Below are 18,739 nucleotides of genomic sequence, written 5' to 3' on the forward strand. Positions count from 1 at the left end.
GTGACCGTCGGCACCATTGTTGGCGCCTCGAAGCGTGAACTAGGCTTCTGGCAGATCCAAGATTGGTTTGCCGGGAGCCTTTGTCATGAAGCCTGATACTCTTCCCAAATGCTGCATCATCGGAGCTGGCTGCAGCGGAATTGTCACCGCCAAGGCGCTTGCCGAACGCGGCATCCCCTTTGACTGGTTTGACATGAGCGACCGGATTGGCGGCCAATGGGCATTCGAGAATCCAAATGGGAAGTCGGCGGCCTATCGCTCACTGCACATAGATACGTCGAAGCTGCAGCTTCAGCTGTCGGACTTTCCGATGCCTGCCGACACGCCTCATTATCTGCACCACACGCAAGTGCTGGCCTACTTGACGGCCTATGTGGAGCACTTCGGCCTGTCAGGCAAAGTCCAACTCAACATGGAGGTCACCGAGGCCAACCGTGACGGTCAGGGCACATGGCAGATTCGCTTGGGCGACGGCCAGACGCGCTCTTACGATGCCCTGTTCGTCTGCAATGGGCATCATTGGGATTCCCGTCTGCCGGAGCCCGCTTATCCGGGCCACTTCGACGGTACGCAGATCCACTCGCATGGCTATCGCGACCCGTTCACCCCTATCGACTTCAGGGGCAAAAGCGTCCTGGTTGTCGGGATGGGCAATTCGGCAATGGACATCGCCAACGAGCTTTGCCCACGCCACATAACGACGAAGCTTTTTGTGAGCACGCGTCGTGGCGCGCATATCTTTCCACGATTTCTCCTCGGAAAGCCGGCCGACAAGGGCAAACTATATCCGTGGCTGCCGCTGTCATTGCAACGTTGGGTCGGTCGTCGAATATTCCATTTCGCTGTCGGTCACATGGAGGACTTCGGGCTGCCCAAACCGGACCATCGCGTCTTCGAGGCGCATGTTTCGGTATCCGACACGTTCCCGACTCTGGTCGCTTCGGGCGATATAGAAATTCGGCCTGGTATCAGAGAGCTTGATGGAGACAGCGTCGTTTTCGAAGACGGGCGTCGCGAAAAGATCGATGTCATCGTCTGGGCCACCGGCTACAAGGTCAGTTTTCCGTTCTTCGATCCGTCTTTCATAGCAGCGCCCGGCAATCGGCTGCCTCTCTTCAAGCGCGTCCTCAAGCCCGGGATTCCGAACCTGTTCTTCATCGCTTTGGCCCAACCCAGCATCACGCTGTTTGCGCTTGCCGATCGCCAGGCAAAATGGATCGCGGCCTATCTGTCGGGTGAATATGCATTGCCTGACGCAGAGGAACAGGCGCGCACGATCCTCGCCGACGAGAAGAGACATATGGCGCGCTACTACCCGTCGGCGCGCCACACCATGCAGCTCGATCAGGACATTTATTTTGCCGAGCTGGACAGCGAACTGCGGCGCGGCCGGAAACGAGCACGTGCCCTTGGATTCGGACGAACACGACTGCCGGTGCCTAGCTTTGCTAGGCTTGAGGCCGCCTCGGCAGTTGAATGACCGCGGGCATCATTTGCCACTTGCCCGAAGATGTTGCATGTAGGTGAGAAAAAGCTCTCTCTCGGTGGTAATATCGAGCTTCTGGTAGAGGCGTAGCCGATGATTTTTCACCGTGCCGCGCTTGAGGCCGAGGCGACTGGCGATGCTGGCGATCGGATGCCCTTCCAGAGTGAGGGTCACAATTTGTCTCTCGCGCAGGGTGAGGCACGCAAGCCAGCCGTCGTCTTGCGCAAGCGGAGCGGGCAAGGCGGATACTTCCACTTGATCACACAAGCCGCCTGGAGCGACACCGAAGTCGGCTGCCAGGGGAGACCTGACAACGAGCCGGCCATCGGCAAGCGATGTCTGCGTTCTGCCGGCTCTGGCCAAGTCCGCCAGCGCTTCGGCGAGCCCGCCTTCTGGATCAGCCTCCAGCGTTCTCCAGGCATGATTGGCGGCGAGCTCCTTGCCGCTGCGGTCGATCAGTCGGAACGGTTTCTCGGTCGAATGGTCGACCTGGCCACGGCCTATGATCGCCTTGAGATGCGCTTTGTGCAGCCCCGCCAAAAGCGGGAAGACACTCTCGATGCGGGCGACCTCAGCGCAGGTGAATTCACCTACGGCACGGTCAACAATAAGGGTCGGGCTGGCGCCGCCGATTGGTGGCAAAAACACCGCAATTTCATCGCTAATGCGTGCGGCGCGCAGGAACTCAAGCGCATAGCGGCTCTTCCACAGTTCTGCGGGCGCCAGTGCCCGCAATGATTTGACGGCGGGCGCAGCGATTGTCCGCCAGTAATGATGGAAGGGGTCGAACGCGTAGAGGCCGGAGTCATATGGCGCGGCAACTTCGGTCCTGATCTGACGAGGAATAACAAGGTCTGGCGCGCCAAAACTTGAATAGCGGACCAGCGACAGGAGATCGGCTTCGACCAATGAAGTCAGCACCTCCAGCAACCGGTCATAGAAAGCCTCGCCGCCTATCGCTGCGCTGGCACGCTCCACGGTGTCCCAAAATCCCGTCCCGGCCGTGCCGGGCGAACCCTTCAGGGCGCCCAACGGTACGGCACGGTCTCGAAGGTCGGCGCTTATTGGAGAAAGAACGTTCATGTCTCACCTCCTTTGGCTGTTTGGCTTAAAAAATTGGTCGCTCGGCCAATTCTTGATCCCATTGGCCAAATATGTCAATGTCGGCGTATGAGCCTGACCAGAATAAGCGATATTAGACGGCGAGAACTGCGCCATGCTGCCTATGAGGTCCTTCAGGCGGAGGGAATGGGTGGGGCAACCATCGAGAAAGTTGCGCAGAAGGCAGGCGCGTCCAAGGGCATCGTCCACCACTATTTCAAAACCAAACAGGAACTGTTTGAGCACGCGATGCGGCATTCCAATGCCTTGCTCCGGGACGAGGTAGTCCGGCTGATGCGCCTGGCACGGACCCCCGACCAGCGATTGTGGGCGATCATCGAAGGCAATTTCAGCACGGCTTTTTTCACGCCCGGGATCTGTCGCGCCTGGCTTGCCCTTTGCGCCGAAATCCCGCGTGAACCACAGCTGGCGCGTATCCAGCGCGTCGTTCACGCACGCATGCATTCGAACTTGATGACTGCACTGTCGGCGCTCGTGCCGGCAGACGAAGGTGAAACCGTCGCGCTCGGCATAACGACACTTATCGACGGGCTTTGGCTCAGGCTGGGGCTGCATCCAGGCCAACTGACCGCTCCTGAAGCGCTGATGCAAATGGTCGACTATCTGGACCATCGTATCCCGCACATAAAATGGAACGAACATCTGTCCCGGGCTCATGCCGCTAGTCAGCAACTACGCTAGGTGACCGTCTCCACTGGCGCTTGCTTGAGCTGGTTGGAGTTGAGCAGACTGAATTCTTGGACGACGAACGCCTCTAACGGCGCTTGCTCCGACCCGAGTTGATCAGACGGCGACCGGCGGGACCGACATGTTTCCTGAACGAGGATGGTGACCGTTGGCACCATTGTTGGCGCCCGGGTGCCCGAATAGGCTTGCACCTTGACGCATTTCAAGGAGCATTTCGTGACCGGACGGCTATCGGGCAAGGTAACTCTTATCTCGGGGGCAGCTTCGGGGATCGGCCGGGAAACTGCGCGCCTGTTTGCGCGCGAGGGCGCCGAGGTCTTTCTGGGTGACATCGATTCCGAGAGAGGCGCGGCTGCTGCCGCGGAGATCGGTCCGCAGGCGCAGCTTGTCGCGCTCAACGTTACTCAGGAGCACTCATGGTCGGCAGCGCTCGAAATCGTGCTCGCGCGGGCCGGCCGGATCGACATCCTGGTCAACTCTGCCGGCATATGGACGGGAGGTGATTTCATCGACTGCTCGCTGGCCGACTGGCAGCAGACGATGGATATCAACGCCACCGGCACCTTCCTGGGTTGTCGTGAAGCGGTAAAGGCGATCAAGGCAACGGGCAATCCGGGCGCGATCGTGAACATCTCGTCAATCTACGGCAATATCGCCGCGGGTGACGCCGTTGCCTATGCCGCCAGCAAGGGCGCCGTTCGGCTGTTGACCAAAGGTGTGGCGCTTTATTGCGCGGCCAATGCGCTGCCCATCCGCTGCAACTCCGTTCACCCCACATACGTCGATTCCGAAATGCTGGAACGGTTTGCTGACGCCGTTGGCGGACGCGAGATGGAGGTCGCCAGGCTGAGCAGCGTCGTGCCGATGCGCAAGCTGCCAGTGCCTTTGGACATCGCCGAAGCCATCCTGTTTCTCGCATCCGATGCGGCTCGATTGGTCACCGGAGCGGAACTGCCGGTCGATGGTGGGATGCTGGCCGGCATAGTCGCTCCCGCCAGCGTTTCGGCGCGGCTCGTGTCAAAGCCGGGGGTGAAGCGCGATCCAGGGTAACGTTTCAAAGAAGACGACAGAAACACGGGAGGATGCAGTTCATGCTTACCAACATCAAAATCGCCCTATGGGCCGTCCCGATCTCGTTGGGTCTTGCGGCGTCATCCAGCGCCATTGCGAAACCACTGGGGGACACAAACACGGCGATCAAAATCGCGATCAACGAATGGACCGGGCAGAACCTGACCGCGCACATTGCGGGCAAGCTACTGGAAAAACTCGGTTACAAGGTCGAATACGTAACGGCGGGAACGCTACCGCAATTCACCGGAATTGCGAGCGGCAATTTGTCTCTTTCTCCGGAAGTCTGGCCCAGCAATCTCGGCGACGTCTATCCGAAGGCCAAAGCTGAAGGGAAGCTCGAGGAGATCGGCGAACTTGGCCTGCAGACCCGGGATGGCTGGATCTACACGGTCGACACCAAAGCCGTTTGCCCAGGGCTTCCCGATTGGACAGCATTGAAGAACCCGGCCTGTGTCCAGGCTCTGGCGACGCCGGAGACCTTCCCGAACGGCCGGCTGTTGGACTACCCGGCCGATTGGGGATCGGCGAGTGGTCCGGAACTCAAGAATGCCGATATTCCCTTCACCACCGTGCCAGCCGGGTCTGAAGGCGCGCTAATTGCCGAACTGCAGGCCGCCACTGCGGCCCACAAGCCGTTGCTGATGCGCTTTTGGGCACCGCATTGGGTTCTGACCGAAGTGCCGGTCGAGTGGCTGGAGATGCCGCCTTGCGATGAAAGCAATCTGGCGGAGTGCATCGTTGCTCCACCGGTGATCAAGGTCGTCTGGTCGGGTTTCGCGGAAAAATGGCCGGCTGGCTATGCCCTGATGAAATCTCTCCAGGTCCATGCTGATGACCAGCAGAAGATGATCTACGCCGTCGACAAACAAGGCAGGAGCCTGGACGTCGCTGTCGATGAGTGGATGGATCAGCACCAGAGCGATTGGCAGGGCTGGTTCAAGGCAGCACAGAATTGATCACGCGCGGCCGAGTAACGGGCCCTCCGTTCGCGGCTCGACATATCGTCACTTTGCTGGTGACTGCAGAGAAGGTTGGTTCATGATGAACCCTGTCGATGGGACCGGCTTCTCGCGCGAGTCGACCGCTGAGGTGGTCACTAAGCTTCGATGCCGTAATATTTGGAAGATCTATGGACAGCGGCCCGATAAGGCCCTGGCCACGGCGCTCGGAGGCTCGGAACCACCACTGACGTTGAAGCGTCGGCTGGAAGAGACTGGCCATTTTCTCGCCTTGGCAGATGTCAGCTTTGATGTCCAGCAAGGCGAGATCTTTGTCGTCATGGGCCTCTCCGGATCAGGCAAATCAACGCTGGTGCGATGTCTGTCGCGTCTCGTCGAGCCGACGAGTGGCGAGGTCTGGCTCGGCGGTGAGAACCTGTTGGCAGCGAGTGAGCGCCGGATGGTTGAAGTAAGGCGCAAGGTCATGGGGATGGTGTTCCAAAACTTCGGCCTGTTGCCGCACCTGGATGTCCTCGACAATGTCGCGTTTCCACTGCGGATGCAGGGTATGCCGCCAGCCGATCGGACTGCGAAGGCTCGTGACATGATCGAGCTGGTGGGGTTGCGCGGCCGGGAAAACAGCATGCCCCTCGAGCTTTCCGGAGGGCAACAACAGCGTGTCGGCATCGCTCGATCACTCGCCGTCGACCCCGAGCTATGGTTCCTCGACGAACCGTTCTCGGCGCTCGATCCGCTGATCCGGCGCCAGATGCAGGACGAATTCCTGCGGCTGCAGCAGCTGCTGCAGAAAACGATTGTCTTTATCACGCACGATATTCAAGAGGCTTTCCGCCTGGCGGACCGGATCGCGATCATGCGTGAAGGGCGGATTATCCAGATTGGGAGGCCTGCCGACATTCTGCTCACGCCTGTCGACGCCTATGTTGCGAGCTTCACCGAGGAGGTATCGCTGGCCAAGGTAGTGACCGCAGGCTCCGTCATGGCCAAGCTTCCGGGCAACTGGGACGCAAGTCGAGGTCACGAAGTCGACGCAGCGACACCGATCGAGATGCTCTTGCCACGCAGCCTTGCAGGCACACAGACATTTGTCATCACCCGCGAAGGAGAGGGGCCGGTGGGCCTGCTGACCTCCGAGATCATCGCAAAAGTGTTGGCCAATGATACTGCGCAAAGGGTGGTACGGTGAGCATTCTGGCCGCTTTGCCTGTGCGGGTCGACAATCCGGCTCCATATTTTCGGCGGCAGACGGTCTGGTTCGGTATCCTGATCTTCGTCTCGTTTTGCCTCGCCCAGCGAACAGCCTGGCCCTGGCTCCTGACCTATCCCAAGGCTTGGATCCTGCCGGCTGCGCCGGCTGTGAACGGCATCTTTGACTGGCTCGTGCCGCTGCTGACCCCACCCTGCGCGGTGATATCATCGATGCTGGGTGCTGCCCTCGATGCTTGCGGTTTTGCCCTTCGCTGGATGCCGTGGCCGGCGACACTGGCCTTCTTCGCTGTGCTCGGCTGGCGGGCGCAAAGCTGGCGACTGGCGCTTTTCACCGCGGTCGCTCTCGGTTACATCGTGCTCGCCGGTTACTGGCAGCAGGGGATGAACACCTTGTCCATGGTGACCCTCGCCGTGCCGCTCGCAGTCACCTTAGGCTTCCTGCTCGGGGTCGGCGCTCATACATCGCGTCATGTTCGAAGTGTGACGCTGGTGGCGCTCGATCTGTTGCAGACGGTGCCGGCCTTTGCCTTTCTCATTCCGCTTTTGCTGTTGTTTGGCTTTGGACCGATTGCGGGCCTGGTTGCCTGCGTGGCTTACGCGATCCCTCCCATGGTCCATTGCACCATGCTCGGCCTCGCCCGCGTGCCAGTGTCCCTGCTGGAAGTGGGTGGCATGGCCGGTTGTACGCGATGGCAACGTTTCTGGCATGTCGTACTGCCGACCGCCCGACAGCAAATTCTGACAGGTGTCAACCAGACGACCATGGCGAGCTTCAGCATGGTGATCATGGCGGCGATCATAGGCGGCTTCAACGATGTCGGCTGGGAAGTCCTCGATGCGATGCGCAAGGCGGATTTCGGCCACAGCCTGTTATCCGGCCTGGTGATCGCAGTGCTGGCGATGGTGGTCGATCGCATCACCCGCGGCTTCGCGCAACCACGCCACGGCTCAGCCCGCCAAACGCGACATGATGCCGTCCGCGTGGCTGCTTTCCTGGCCGTCCCCGTTGTCGGCGGCGCGCTGTTGCACGTCGCGCCGGCAAGCATGGCACGGATTGACACACTGCAGGGCGTAGTCGATCCCAACGCCTTGAACACTTTCGTGCTCGATCTGGTCCGTGCCTTTTCGGCACCACTCGACAGTTTAAAGGTATTTGTCCTCTATCATTTCATGCTGCCGCTTCGGATCGGCCTGGCTGCTGCGGTGACACCCTTCACCTGGGGTTTCGCTTGGACACCGCAGGTAAGCGCCTTCTATGCCGCGACGACGCTGGTGCTTGCGGCTTGGCTGACGGTCAATGGTCGGTGGGGCGCCGGCATTGTGGTGCTGTTGGGCGCCGCATTGCTGCTCTTTGGCTTCAACGGGTTCCCCTGGCCGGCATTCATAGCAGTGACAGCAGGGCTTGCCTGGTCGGTCGGCGGCGGCAGGTTGGCGGTTCCGGTCACGATCGGGACGTCCTTCGTCGTTACAGCAGGTCTCTATGAGCCATTGGGACAATCCCTCTATCTCTGCGTCCTGGCTGTCCTGATCTGCACTTTTTCAGGGGGACTGATTGGGATCGCGGCGGCAAAGAGCGACCGATTCTCGGCCCTCCTGCGGCCATGCTGCGACACGCTTCAAACCATGCCGCAGTTCATCTTTCTCATCCCCGCATTGATGTTCTTCCAGGTCGGTGAACTCACCGGCCTGATTGCGATCGCACTCTATGCAATCGTGCCGCCAATTCGGTATGTCGAATATGGGATAAAAAGCGTACCGGCCGATCTTGTCGAGACGTCGCGCCAGATTGGCTGTACTGCCTGGCAGCGCCTGATCCATGTTGAATTTCCAGTCGCAAAGCCGGAAATCGTGCTTGGCGTCAATCAAACCATCATGGCGGCATTGTCGATGTTGCCCGTGGCCGCTCTGGTCGGCACGAAAGACCTTGGGCAGCAGGTCTATATTGGACTGAGCAAAGCCGATGCGGGTCTTGGTTTGGTCGCAGGCTTGTCGATTGCAATTGTCGCGATGATCTCGGATCGCATCATGCGGGCGACCGTTTCAAGAGCTGGTAACTCACTGGACTAGCGGGCCAGGTGAGAACTGGTTTCAATGACTCAGTTAGTAACCACGTCACTTGGTGAGAAATCCGCGCATGAACAGGATGGTATCTGGTGACCCTCGATTTTCTTGCGTGCGCGATGCGTTTGGCATGTGCTTCGCCCAGGGCCTCGAGCGTGGTGGTAGCGTGTCGGTGGTGGTGCACGGCAGGACTGTCGTTGATCTGTGGGGTGGTCGTGCGGACGCTGCTTGCACCCGTCCATGGCAGCACGACACACTGGTCAACGTCTGGTCCGTCACCAAAGGGGTCGTGGCTTTGGCCATCGCAATGTTGGTCCAGCGTGGCAAGCTCGATTACGCCGCGCCCGTTGCGCGCTATTGGCCGGAATTCGCGACTGGCGGCAAGGAGAGCATCCCGCTTGATCTGGTGATGTCGCATCGGGCAGGGCTGAATGGTCTCGCGGTGCCAATGGGCGAGATAGGCCTGCTTGCGTGGACGCCTTTTGTTGATGCGATTGCCGCCATGCCGCTCGCTGTGGGGGCCGGGCAGCCGCTGTATCTATCACGCACCTACCTAGGGCCACCTCGCTGGTGAAGTGCTGCGTCGTGTCGACGGGCGCAGCATCGGCCGCTTCATTGCAGAAGAGATCGCCCGCCCGATCGGGGCCGACTTTCATATCGGCCCGCCGGAACAGGACGACAACAGGGTCGCCGAGATGATCGAGGGACCGAAGGCTTCGGACTGGATCGACCTTGTGCGCGCCTCTCCTTTCCCCACGCCTGCGACAATCCTGTACCCAGAGCACGAGCGCCCAACGACCGCCCCTGGCGCGCCGCCGAGGTGCCGGGCGGCAATGGCCAGTCGACGGCACATGCACTGGCACGTATCTACGGCATGATGGCGGCCGGTGGCGTCTGGGAGGGCAAGCCTCTGATCAGCCGCAGGACAATCGAAGAAGCAGCGAGATCTCGCTTCCGCGGCATGGATGAAAGCTTTGAGATGCCAGCTGCCTTCGCCGCCGGCCGTGCGTCGCAGCAAACATTCGGCCACACCGGCTGGGGCGGCACTATTGGGTTTGCCGATCTCGGCGTCGGCGTCGGATTCGGGTATGTTACGAACAACATGCTCGGTTTCCACGACATAGATCCACGCCGAAAGGCCTTGATCGATGCAGTTTACGACTCGCTCTGACGCCATGGCTGTGCTGCTCGGCGTTGCTTGGCCCCGCCAACGCACTGACAGAGGAATTCCCAGCACTACCTCTTCTTGCCTTACTGACGTTTGGACCTTTCTGGACGATCGACCTTCGGCGGGCTACTTGAACCCAACAAGCGGTCGACCAGGCTGGTCAACATGGCTAGCGCTGCTTCTCGTGTCGGTTCGGCCTTGGTCGCTGCCATGCGAACCCAGATGCCATCCATCAACATGGCGATCATTTCTGCCGCGCGCTCGGCTTCCACTTTGGGTAGGAGCTGGCGCAATTCGTGCAGCAGATTGCTGCGCATCCGCGAGTTCTGGACATTGAGCAATCTTGCAAAGCGTGCGGAGAAGGTTGCTTGGGCGCAATAGGAAATCCAATATTGAGCCCGGCTGGCGATGTACATCCGCTCATCGAAATTACCATTGCAGATCGTGGTTAGACGTTCCTGAGGGGTCTTGCAGCGGCGCAGGCTCGCCGCGATCTCTTCCGAGATCAGCCGATTCCCGAAGCGCACGGCGGCTTCCAACAATTCATCCTTGCCGGTGAAGTAATGGTGGACCAAGCCGCGCGACATGCCGAGGCGCTCGGCTACCTTGGCCAGGGTCACGCCATGGAAGCCCTCCTCGGCAAGGATGTCGAACGCCACCTGCTGCATGTCCTTGCGTCGTATGTCGCGAATTCGTGTTTTCATTCAATCCTCTGGAGAATGATCCCCAAAAGTGGAATCCGGTTTTCGGAAAAGATCATGCTCAAACAAAGAGATAGAGCCCATCCCAACTCCATCGGGATGAACGGGCTCCAGGCTACTGACAGCACGCGCCCGGGGCCGCAGTCAAGGCAGATTGTGCCATGAGCCTATAAATTGGCACTACGCCAAAAAATTGGCTTATGAGTCAACTTTTTGTTGACAAGAGCCTGCCCCGACGCCAACCTGCACCAATCGCATTGAAGTATAGGGAGAGGCGAATGGGCCGGATCAACGACAGAGTCGCGCTGATTTCCGGCGGCGCAGCAGGCGAGGTTGCGGTCGACGGCACGATGTCGGCCGACATAGTCGCGCCCGTCACCGTTCCAAACCCAGTTCGCGCATGGCCGGGGACCCACTCATGCAGATGAGCCGGGAGACATTGCGTACCGCCTATCGCCAGATGCGGACCATCCGCGCTTTCGAGGATGCGGTGAACCGCGCTTTCTCCAGTGGCGAAATCCCCGGCTTCGTTCACCTCTATAGCGGTCAGGAAGCCTGCGCTGTCGGTGTCTGCATGCATCTCGATGACCATGACTATATCGGCTCGACTCATCGCGGCCACGGTCATTGCATCGCCAAGGGGTGTGATATCGACGGCATGATGATGGAGATCTTCGGCAAGGCGGGCGGCCTCTGCGGCGGCAAAGGCGGCTCGATGCACATTGCCGACATCGAGCGCGGCATGCTTGGCGCCAATGCCATCGTGGGCGGCAGCCCACCCTTGGCGGTCGGGGCCGCACTGACTGCCAAGACGCTCGGAACCGACCGTGTCGCCGTCGCTTTCACCGGCGATGGCGGGTCCAACCAAGGGACGATGTTCGAGGCCATGAACATGGCCGTTGTCCTCAAGCTGCCGGTCATCTTCGTTGTCGAGAATAATGGCTATGCAGAGGGAACCGGCGTCGACTACGCTATTGGGTCAAGGGATATCGCATCTCGTGCCGCCGGTTTCGGCATGCCGGCGGAGCACATCGATGGGCTCGATTTCTTCGCCGTCTATGCGGCGATGGCAGAAGCCCTGGCACGTGCGCGCGGTGGTTCGGGGCCTAGTTTCATCGAGTCGCGCTGCGTGCGCCATCACGGCCACTACTGCGGCGATCCGCAGGGCTATCGGTCCAAGGAGGAGTTGCAGGCGGCACGGGCCAACGGGGACCCGCTGCTCCACTTCCGTGCCCGCGTCGGCGCGTCGGCACTGCTGGAAGCAACCGAACTCGACACCATTGACGCCGAGGTCGAACAGCAAATCGCAGCCGCAGTAGTGAGGGCGAGGGAGGCGGCCGATCCGTCGCCCTCCGCCCTGCTGACCGACGTCTATCTCAGCTATTGACCGGACAAACCGCATGTCAAAGAAGACCTTCCGCCAGGCGATCAACGAAGCTCTCCATGCCGAGATGCAGCGCGATCCGCGCGTGGTCGTGATCGGAGAGGATGTCGCCGGCGGCGCCGGCGGCACCGGGGTGGACGATGCCTATGGCGGCGTCATGGGAGTGACGCGCGGGCTGGTCGGTGCCTTCGGCCGCGAGCGCGTCATCGACACGCCTATCACTGAAAGTGCCATCATGGGCATGGCGGCGGGCGCCGCCGTCACCGGCTTGCGGCCGGTCGCCGAACTGATGTTCGTCGACTTCATCGGCGTCTGCTTCGACCAGATATACAACCAGGCCGCCAAGTTTCGCTACATGTTCGGAGGAAAGGCGAAGACGCCGCTGGTCATCCGGGCGATGTTCGGCGCCGGCTTCAGCGCCGGGGCGCAGCATTCGCAATGCCTCTATTCCTTCTTCACCCATGTTCCGGGCCTGAAGGTCGTCATCCCGTCGACGCCCTACGACGCCAAGGGATTGCTCATCGAAGCCATCCGCGATGACGATCCGGTCATCTTCCTCGAGCACACCAAGCTCTACGATATCGAGGGGCAGGTGCCCGACGAGGCTTATACGGTGCCCTTCGGCGAGGCCTCCGTTCTGCGCGAGGGGGGCGACGTGACGATCGTCGCGCTGGCGCGGATGGTGCATGTCGCGCTGGAGGCCGCCGACCGGCTAGCGGCGTCCGGTATCCATGCGACGGTCATCGATCCGCGCACCACCTCGCCGATCGACGAGGACACCATCCTGGAGAGCGTCACGGAAACTGGCCGCCTCGTGGTGGTCGACGAAGCCAATCCGCGCTGCAGCTTGGCCAGCGAGATCGCGGCGTTCGCCGCCGACAAGGCCTTCTTCGCGCTGAAGGCGCCGATCCGGCGCGTGACCGCTCCGCACACGCCGGTCCCCTTCGCGCCAGTGCTGGAGGCCGCCTACATCCCGAACGCCGGACAGGTCGAAGCTGCCGTCCGGCAACTGCTCGACATTAACGCCGACCGAAAGCGATGATGATGCAGATCACAGCCATATCGATGCCGACCTGGGGCCTGACCATGGAAGAAGGAACGCTGGTCGAATGGCTCGTGCCCGAAGGCGCGCGCGTCGCGCCGGGCATGGAGCTGGCAGAAATCGAGACGACGAAGGTCACCAACATGCTCGAAGCGCAGGAGGCCGGCGTGCTGCGCCGGCATGTCGTCGCAGAGGGGGAAACGCGGACCTGCGGCGCCCTGATCGGCGTCCTTGCCGACGAAACCGTGCCCGATGCCGAGGTCGACGCCTTCATCGCCCGTTTCGCCGAGAGCGCGGCAGGCGATGCGGCCCTGGCGCCGGCGCCGGAGCCCAGGCAGCTCGATCTGCCCGATGGACGCAGGCTCCGCTATCTGCGGGTCGGCGAGGGCGGCACTGCCGCCCTGCTGGTCCACGGCTTCGGCGGTGATCTCGATGCCTGGCAGTTGATCCAAGCAAGACTAGCCGTCGACCGGGCGGTCTATGCGATCGACCTGCCAGGACACGGCGAGTCGACGAAGGAGATACGGACCGGAGATCTTGCGGAACTAGCCGAAACGGTCGGGCAAGCCATGGACGCACTCGGGCTCGAGCGGGCGCATCTGGTGGGCCATTCGCTCGGGGCAGGCACTATGCTGCAATTGGCGCTGACGCACCCGGGCCGCGTCGCCTCGCTCGCCCTGATCGCGCCTGTCGGCCTTGCCGAGGCGATCGATCCCACCTTCCCGACCGAATTTCTTGCCGCCACGAAGACGCGCGACCTGCAGCGCTGCCTGGGTAGGCTGTTTGCCGATCCCGCGATGGTGGGCCGGGAGTTCGCCGACCGGGTCGCCCGCAACAAGCGGCTGGACGGCGCCGAGACAGCGCTCTCGAAGATCGTCGCGGCCTGCTTCCCTGATGGGCGCCAGCATGCGGTGCTGCTGCCGGCATTCGCGTCCTGGATCGCCGAGAATCCAGCGATCCCGGTCACTGTCATTTGGGGAGAGGAGGATGCCATCCTGTCGCCTGACCCGCTCGGCCAGTTGCCCGCGTCGGTTGTCGCGCTTCTGCTGCCGGGCGTCGGCCACATGCCTCAGCTGGAGGCTGCAAAGGAGGTCAACGCCATCCTCTGCGCGCATGTGGGAGGGGTGGCATGACTGGTCGGCTGGCAGGGCGCGCCGCCTATGTGACGGGCGCAAGCCGCGGCATCGGCCGTGGCATTGCGCTGGCGCTCGCGAGCGAGGGCGCCGGGGTCGTCGTAACCGACATCGAGGCAGACGCCGCAGAGGCCGTTGCGGTGGAAATTCGCGCAGCAGGCGGACGGGCCGAGTCGCGCGTCGTCGATGTCAGGAAATGGGACGACTTCGTCTCTCTGGTGGCGCATGTCGAACGGCAATTCGGTCAGCTCGACATCGCCGTCAACTGTGCCGGGGTCATCAGCGTCGCCGCTGTCGAAGACGTGGCGGAAGCGGAATGGGACCGGGTGATGGATGTCAATGCCAAGGGCGTGTTCCTGTCGTGCAAGGCGGCGGCTCCCGCGATGAAGCGCAATGGCTTCGGCCGCATCATCAACATCTCCTCGGTTTCTGGCAAAGACGGCTACCCGAAGCTGGCTGTTTACAGCGCCTCCAAATATGCGGTGCTCGGCTTCACCAATTCCCTCGCCAAGGAGGTCGCCCGCGACGGCATCACCGTGAACGCGATCTGCCCCGGTGTCGTGAAAACGCACATGTGGGACATGCTGTCGGACGAACTCAGAGAGCAAGGGGAAACGGCGGAGCAGTCCTGGCAGCGGCATGTGCTGGAGTTCGTGCCGCAGGGCCGGCCGCAGACGCCCGAGGAGATCGGAGGCCTCGCAATCTATCTGGCGCTGGCGCCGAGCGTCACCGGACAGTCAATTAACATCGACGGAGGGCTGACGTCGCACTGACATCGGGATCCGTGGTCGAAAAAAGAACGGGGACAATGACAACAGGGAGAAAAGAGATGTCCAAGTCGAGATTTTTCAAGTTCACCTCAGGCTCGCTCGTGGCGATGCTCGTCGCAATAGGATCCGGGGCGGCGCAAGCCGCCGAAATGGGGGCCAAGGACGAGCCCATCAAGCTCGTGATGGCCGAATGGACCGGCCAGCACGTCACCACACATATCGCGGGGGCCCTTCTGCAACGCATTGGCTACAAGATCGAGTATGTGACCGCGGGTGGCTATCCGCAGTTCACCGGCCTCGCTGACGGCACGCTCGACGTGACGCTCGAGATCTGGATGAACAATGTCGGCGACATCTTCCCGAAGGTGCTGAAGGAGGGGAAGGTGGAAGACATTGGCCAGCTCGGCCTCCAGACAAAGGAGGGCTGGGTCTATCCCAAGTACATGACGGATGTCTGCCCCGGCCTGCCGGACTGGACCGCGCTTACCAAGCCCGGCTGCGTCCAGGCGCTGACGTCTCCGGACACCTTCCCGAACGGCCGTCTGCTCGACTACCCGGCCGACTGGGGCTCCCGCTCCGCGCAGATCATCAAAGACAACAATCTACCCCTGACCACTGTGCCAGGCGGGTCCGAGGGTGCGATGGTCGCCGAGCTCGAATCCGCGGTGGCGGCCAAGAAACCTCTGCTCATGATGTTCTGGGCGCCACACTATGTCTTCGCGGAAGCCGACATGGGATGGGTGACGATGCCGCCGTGCAAGTCGCAGGACAACGATCACTGCATCAATCCTCCCGAGGTCCATAAGGTGGTATGGTCGGGCTTCAAGGGCAAATGGCCGGCGGCTTATGAATTCCTGAAGGCGTTCCGGCAGGATGCGGCCAGCCAGCAGCAGATGATCCTGGCGATCGACAGGAAGGGCCAGGACATCGACACGGTCGTCAACGCCTGGATCGACCAGCATCAGGCGGTCTGGCAGCCCTGGGTGCAGGAGGCAACGCGCTGATGCGAAAACCGCTCCGCCGCCCGATGTCGGCGGCACCTCGAGATCAGAGCGCCGCCCGGGGACCGGCGATCCGCAAATGACCCCGACACTGACATTGGTAAGAGGGGGAGCTAGCGCCATGACCAAGGCGGAACCGGACCGGCCCGTGAAGCTGTCCTGCCGAAGCCTGTGGAAGGTCTATGGCGCCGATGCCCAACGCCACGTCCGAAAGCGGGACCTCCTTTCCGGCGACCCGAGCACCGTAAGCGAACGGCTCAAGCGAGACGGGAAAATTCCGGCAGTGATCGACGCCAGCTTCGATGTCCTTGTCGGCGAGATTTTCGTCGTCATGGGCCTGTCCGGCTCGGGAAAATCGACACTGCTGCGCTGTCTGTCGCGTCTGATCGAGTCCAGCCATGGCCAGGTGCTCCTGGATGGCGAGGACCTGCTCGCCGCCAGCCCGCAGCGGCTGATCGAGCTACGCCGCAGCAGCATGGGCATGGTGTTCCAGCATTTCGGGCTGCTGCCGCATCTGAGCGTCCTCGACAATGTGGCCTTTCCGCTCCGCGTCCAGGGATGTTCCGTCGGCGAGCGGTATGCGAGGGCGAGGGAAATGATTGCGCTGGTCGGCCTCGAGGGTCGCGAGACATCTTTCCCGCATCAGCTTTCCGGCGGCCAGCAGCAGCGCGTGGGAATCGCACGCTCGCTGGCGGTCGGGCCGGGGCTCTGGTTCCTCGACGAACCGTTCTCCGCGCTCGATCCGCTGATCCGGCGGCAGATGCAGGACGAGTTTCTGAGACTCCAGAAGAAGCTCGGCAAGACCATCGTCTTCATCACCCACGACATCCAGGAAGCCTTCCGCCTGGCGGACCGGATCGCCATCATGCGCCAGGGCGAGATCATCCAGATCGGTCGGCCAACCGATATCCTGCGCGATCCGGTCGACGACTACGTGGCACAGTTTGTCGAAGACATATCGCTGCTTCGCGCGGTCCATGCGGCCGATATCGCAGTCCAGAGCGGCGTCGACTACGGCCCGTGCATGGAGACAGTGCTGGACACGGTGTACGTGGAAGAGCTCGTGGCCAAGGTCGCCACCGGCAGCACCGGATTCCGTGTGGTCAATGCAGCCGGAAGCGTCGTGGGGACGATCGATCGCCAAACCGTTTTGCAGGTCCTTGAGCGAGACAGGGAACGGCGGCATTGAATGAGCTCAACACAGTCGCCTCGCGGCGGTTGCGCTGGGATGCCGGCCTGTCGGTCTGGATAGCGGTTGTGTTCTTTACGATTCTTTGCCTGGCGCTACGCGGCGTCCTGCCTTGGCTCGCCACCTATCCTGCTGATTGGGTCGCGCCAATAGCACAATGGGTGGACGCTTGGAGCGCCGTCATCACCGAGCTGGTTCGGCCGGTATTTCGCGGCATCTCCTGGCTGCTCAAATGGCCGATGGTGGGTGTGCAAACTGGCCTGCAATGGCTTCCCTGGCCGATGACAATGCTCGTGGTCGGCGTTATCGCGCTGCGTGCCGGCGGCTATCGCCTCGCCGCCTTTTCGATCTTTACGCTCGGCTACCTCCTGATGACCAAATACTGGCCCCAGAGCATGAACACCCTGGCTCTCGTCCTGCTGGCCATTCCAATCTCCGTCTTCGCAGGATTCGCTATTGGCGTCCTCGCCTTTCAGGTGAAGCTGGCGCGGGCGACCATCAACGTCGCCCTCGACGTGATGCAGACAATGCCCGCCTTCGCCTATCTCATCCCGTTGCTGCTGCTGTTCGGATTCGGCCCGGTGGTCGGGCTGATTGCCAGCGCCGTCTATGCCATCCCTTTCATGGTGAAGAATACGATACTGGGCCTTGAGCGTGTCCCGAGCGACATTGCCGAGGCCGGCGTGATGAGCGGCTGCACGCCACGGCAGCGCTTCTGGCTGGTGGATGTGCCGACGGCTGCACCTCAGCTCCTGGTTGGGATCAACCAGACGACAATGGCCGCGTTCAGCATCATGATTATCGCCTCGATCATCGGCGGCTTCGCGGATATCGGCTGGGAAGTCCTTTCTTCGATGCGCGCGGCCGCGTTCGGCCAGAGCTTGCTCGCCGGCGGTGCGATTGCGCTTCTCGCCATGGTCATGGACCGGATCACGCTCGGCCTGGCCGGGCACGGCGGCGTCGCGCAGCACCCGGCCTGGCTCACCAGCCGGCGCATGTGGAGCGTCATCGGCATAGCATTGGTCGGCGCGTGGCTCATCCGACTGAGCGGGATCGCAATCACGCTCCCCTTTGCCTCCACGCGAGGCCTGATCGACGCCGATGCCGTCAATAACGGGGTTCTGGGCCTCGTTACACGCTTTGACGGCCCGATCGAGACTTTCAAGAATGGGGTTCTCTACTACTTTATCCTGCCGCTTCGGATTGGCATGATCCGCGCAGTAACGCCGCTCTCCTGGGGCATTGCCTTAACCCCAACGGTGATCGCCGTTTACGTGGCATCTGTAGCCGTCATTTCCTATGGCCTCGCGCTGCGTTTTGGCTGGCGTCCGGCATTTGCCGTAGTCGTTGCAGCGCTCTATTTCTTCTTTGGATTTTCCACCTTCCCCTGGCCCGCCACGATCGCGCTAATTGTCACTCTGGCCTGGCGATGCGCCGGTCGCTCAGTCGGGCTGTTCGCGCTCTCGAGCTGCATCTTCATCCTGTTGACAGGGCTCTGGGAGCCCTTCATGCAGTCGGCTTATCTCTGTGGCCTGGCGGTGCTGTTGTGTTTGGCGATCGGTGGGGCTCTCGGCATCTGGGCGGCGCACAGCGACACGGTCTCACGGGTGCTGCGGCCCATCCAAGACGCGCTGCAGACGATACCTCAGTTCGTCTTCCTCATTCCGGTTTTGATGTTCTTCAAGGTAGGGGAACTCACAGCTCTGATCGCGATCATGCTCTACGCGATCGTGCCGCCGATCCGTTACACCGA

General features: G+C 61.6%; 18 protein-coding genes and 1 pseudogene. 17 read left to right on the forward strand and 2 right to left on the reverse strand.

The window, feature by feature from the left end:
* Nucleotides 1-85: 85 nt before the first annotated feature.
* Nucleotides 86-1,480 (forward strand): flavin-containing monooxygenase, encoded by a 1,395-nt coding sequence (locus NMG80_RS13075; RefSeq protein WP_254018479.1) that lies wholly within the window; start codon nt 86-88, stop codon nt 1,478-1,480.
* 9 nt (nt 1,481-1,489) lie between these two features.
* On the opposite strand, the gene NMG80_RS13080 is transcribed toward NMG80_RS13075, so the two are convergent.
* A complete protein-coding gene (locus tag NMG80_RS13080) occupies nt 1,490-2,395 on the reverse strand; it encodes a helix-turn-helix transcriptional regulator (protein WP_254018480.1) in 906 nt (301 codons plus the stop codon).
* A 261-nt stretch (nt 2,396-2,656) separates the two neighbouring features.
* On the opposite strand from NMG80_RS13080, the gene betI (NMG80_RS13085) reads away from it, so the two are divergent.
* From betI (NMG80_RS13085) to NMG80_RS13120, 8 genes and pseudogenes are all read left to right on the forward strand, one after another.
* The gene (gene betI, locus NMG80_RS13085) at nt 2,657-3,289 is read left to right on the forward strand and encodes a choline-binding transcriptional repressor BetI (protein WP_254018481.1); all 633 of its coding nucleotides are present in this window, start codon (nt 2,657-2,659) and stop codon (nt 3,287-3,289) included.
* A 222-nt stretch (nt 3,290-3,511) separates the two neighbouring features.
* Nucleotides 3,512-4,345, forward strand: a complete 834-nt coding sequence (locus NMG80_RS13090; protein WP_254018482.1) for an SDR family oxidoreductase — start codon at nt 3,512-3,514, stop codon at nt 4,343-4,345.
* A gap of 86 nt (nt 4,346-4,431) precedes the next feature.
* Nucleotides 4,432-5,325 carry an ABC transporter substrate-binding protein gene (locus NMG80_RS13095; protein ID WP_254018483.1) on the forward strand — a complete coding sequence of 298 codons (894 nt, stop codon included), beginning with the start codon at nt 4,432-4,434 and terminating at the stop codon, nt 5,323-5,325.
* Nucleotides 5,326-5,407: 82 nt separating this feature from the next.
* Complete coding sequence (locus tag NMG80_RS13100) at nt 5,408-6,514, forward strand: quaternary amine ABC transporter ATP-binding protein (protein ID WP_436798606.1); 1,107 nt, start codon at nt 5,408-5,410, stop codon at nt 6,512-6,514.
* Entirely contained in the window at nt 6,511-8,604 is a 2,094-nt protein-coding gene (locus NMG80_RS13105; RefSeq protein ID WP_254018484.1) for an ABC transporter permease, read from the forward strand. Before NMG80_RS13100 ends, NMG80_RS13105 begins: the two co-directional genes overlap by 4 nt.
* A gap of 67 nt (nt 8,605-8,671) precedes the next feature.
* Nucleotides 8,672-9,172, forward strand: coding sequence for a serine hydrolase domain-containing protein (locus NMG80_RS13110; protein ID WP_254018485.1), 501 nt, complete (start codon nt 8,672-8,674; stop codon nt 9,170-9,172).
* Between the two features lies 1 nt (nt 9,173).
* A pseudogene (locus NMG80_RS13115) lies at nt 9,174-9,236 on the forward strand (hypothetical protein); the annotation flags it as partial.
* Between the two features lie 83 nt (nt 9,237-9,319).
* Entirely contained in the window at nt 9,320-9,769 is a 450-nt protein-coding gene (locus NMG80_RS13120) for a beta-lactamase family protein (protein WP_254018603.1), read from the forward strand.
* A gap of 80 nt (nt 9,770-9,849) precedes the next feature.
* On the opposite strand, the gene betI (NMG80_RS13125) is transcribed toward NMG80_RS13120, so the two are convergent.
* Entirely contained in the window at nt 9,850-10,470 is a 621-nt protein-coding gene (gene betI, locus NMG80_RS13125; RefSeq protein WP_254018486.1) for a transcriptional regulator BetI, read from the reverse strand.
* Between the two features lie 275 nt (nt 10,471-10,745).
* On the opposite strand from betI (NMG80_RS13125), the gene NMG80_RS13130 reads away from it, so the two are divergent.
* The 8 genes from NMG80_RS13130 to NMG80_RS13165 all read left to right on the forward strand — a co-directional run.
* Entirely contained in the window at nt 10,746-10,895 is a 150-nt protein-coding gene (locus NMG80_RS13130; protein ID WP_254018487.1) for a hypothetical protein, read from the forward strand.
* Entirely contained in the window at nt 10,886-11,854 is a 969-nt protein-coding gene (locus NMG80_RS13135; RefSeq protein ID WP_254018488.1) for a thiamine pyrophosphate-dependent dehydrogenase E1 component subunit alpha, read from the forward strand. Before NMG80_RS13130 ends, NMG80_RS13135 begins: the two co-directional genes overlap by 10 nt.
* Nucleotides 11,855-11,867: 13 nt before the next feature.
* Nucleotides 11,868-12,893, forward strand: a complete 1,026-nt coding sequence (locus tag NMG80_RS13140; protein ID WP_254018489.1) for an alpha-ketoacid dehydrogenase subunit beta — start codon at nt 11,868-11,870, stop codon at nt 12,891-12,893.
* Nucleotides 12,893-14,026, forward strand: coding sequence for an acetoin dehydrogenase dihydrolipoyllysine-residue acetyltransferase subunit (locus NMG80_RS13145; protein WP_254018490.1), 1,134 nt, complete (start codon nt 12,893-12,895; stop codon nt 14,024-14,026). Before NMG80_RS13140 ends, NMG80_RS13145 begins: the two co-directional genes overlap by 1 nt.
* Nucleotides 14,023-14,799, forward strand: coding sequence for an SDR family NAD(P)-dependent oxidoreductase (locus tag NMG80_RS13150; RefSeq protein ID WP_254018491.1), 777 nt, complete (start codon nt 14,023-14,025; stop codon nt 14,797-14,799). Before NMG80_RS13145 ends, NMG80_RS13150 begins: the two co-directional genes overlap by 4 nt.
* A gap of 56 nt (nt 14,800-14,855) precedes the next feature.
* Complete coding sequence (locus tag NMG80_RS13155) at nt 14,856-15,800, forward strand: ABC transporter substrate-binding protein (protein ID WP_254018492.1); 945 nt, start codon at nt 14,856-14,858, stop codon at nt 15,798-15,800.
* Between the two features lie 118 nt (nt 15,801-15,918).
* Entirely contained in the window at nt 15,919-16,986 is a 1,068-nt protein-coding gene (locus NMG80_RS13160; RefSeq protein ID WP_254018493.1) for a quaternary amine ABC transporter ATP-binding protein, read from the forward strand.
* Nucleotides 16,983-18,739, forward strand: a 1,757-nt coding sequence (locus NMG80_RS13165) for an ABC transporter permease subunit (protein ID WP_436798608.1), incomplete at its 3' end; no start/stop codon positions are given. The genes NMG80_RS13160 and NMG80_RS13165, both read left to right, overlap by 4 nt.

The sequence above is a fragment of the Mesorhizobium escarrei genome (assembly GCF_935825525.1).
Taxonomy (GTDB): domain Bacteria; phylum Pseudomonadota; class Alphaproteobacteria; order Rhizobiales; family Rhizobiaceae; genus Mesorhizobium; species Mesorhizobium escarrei.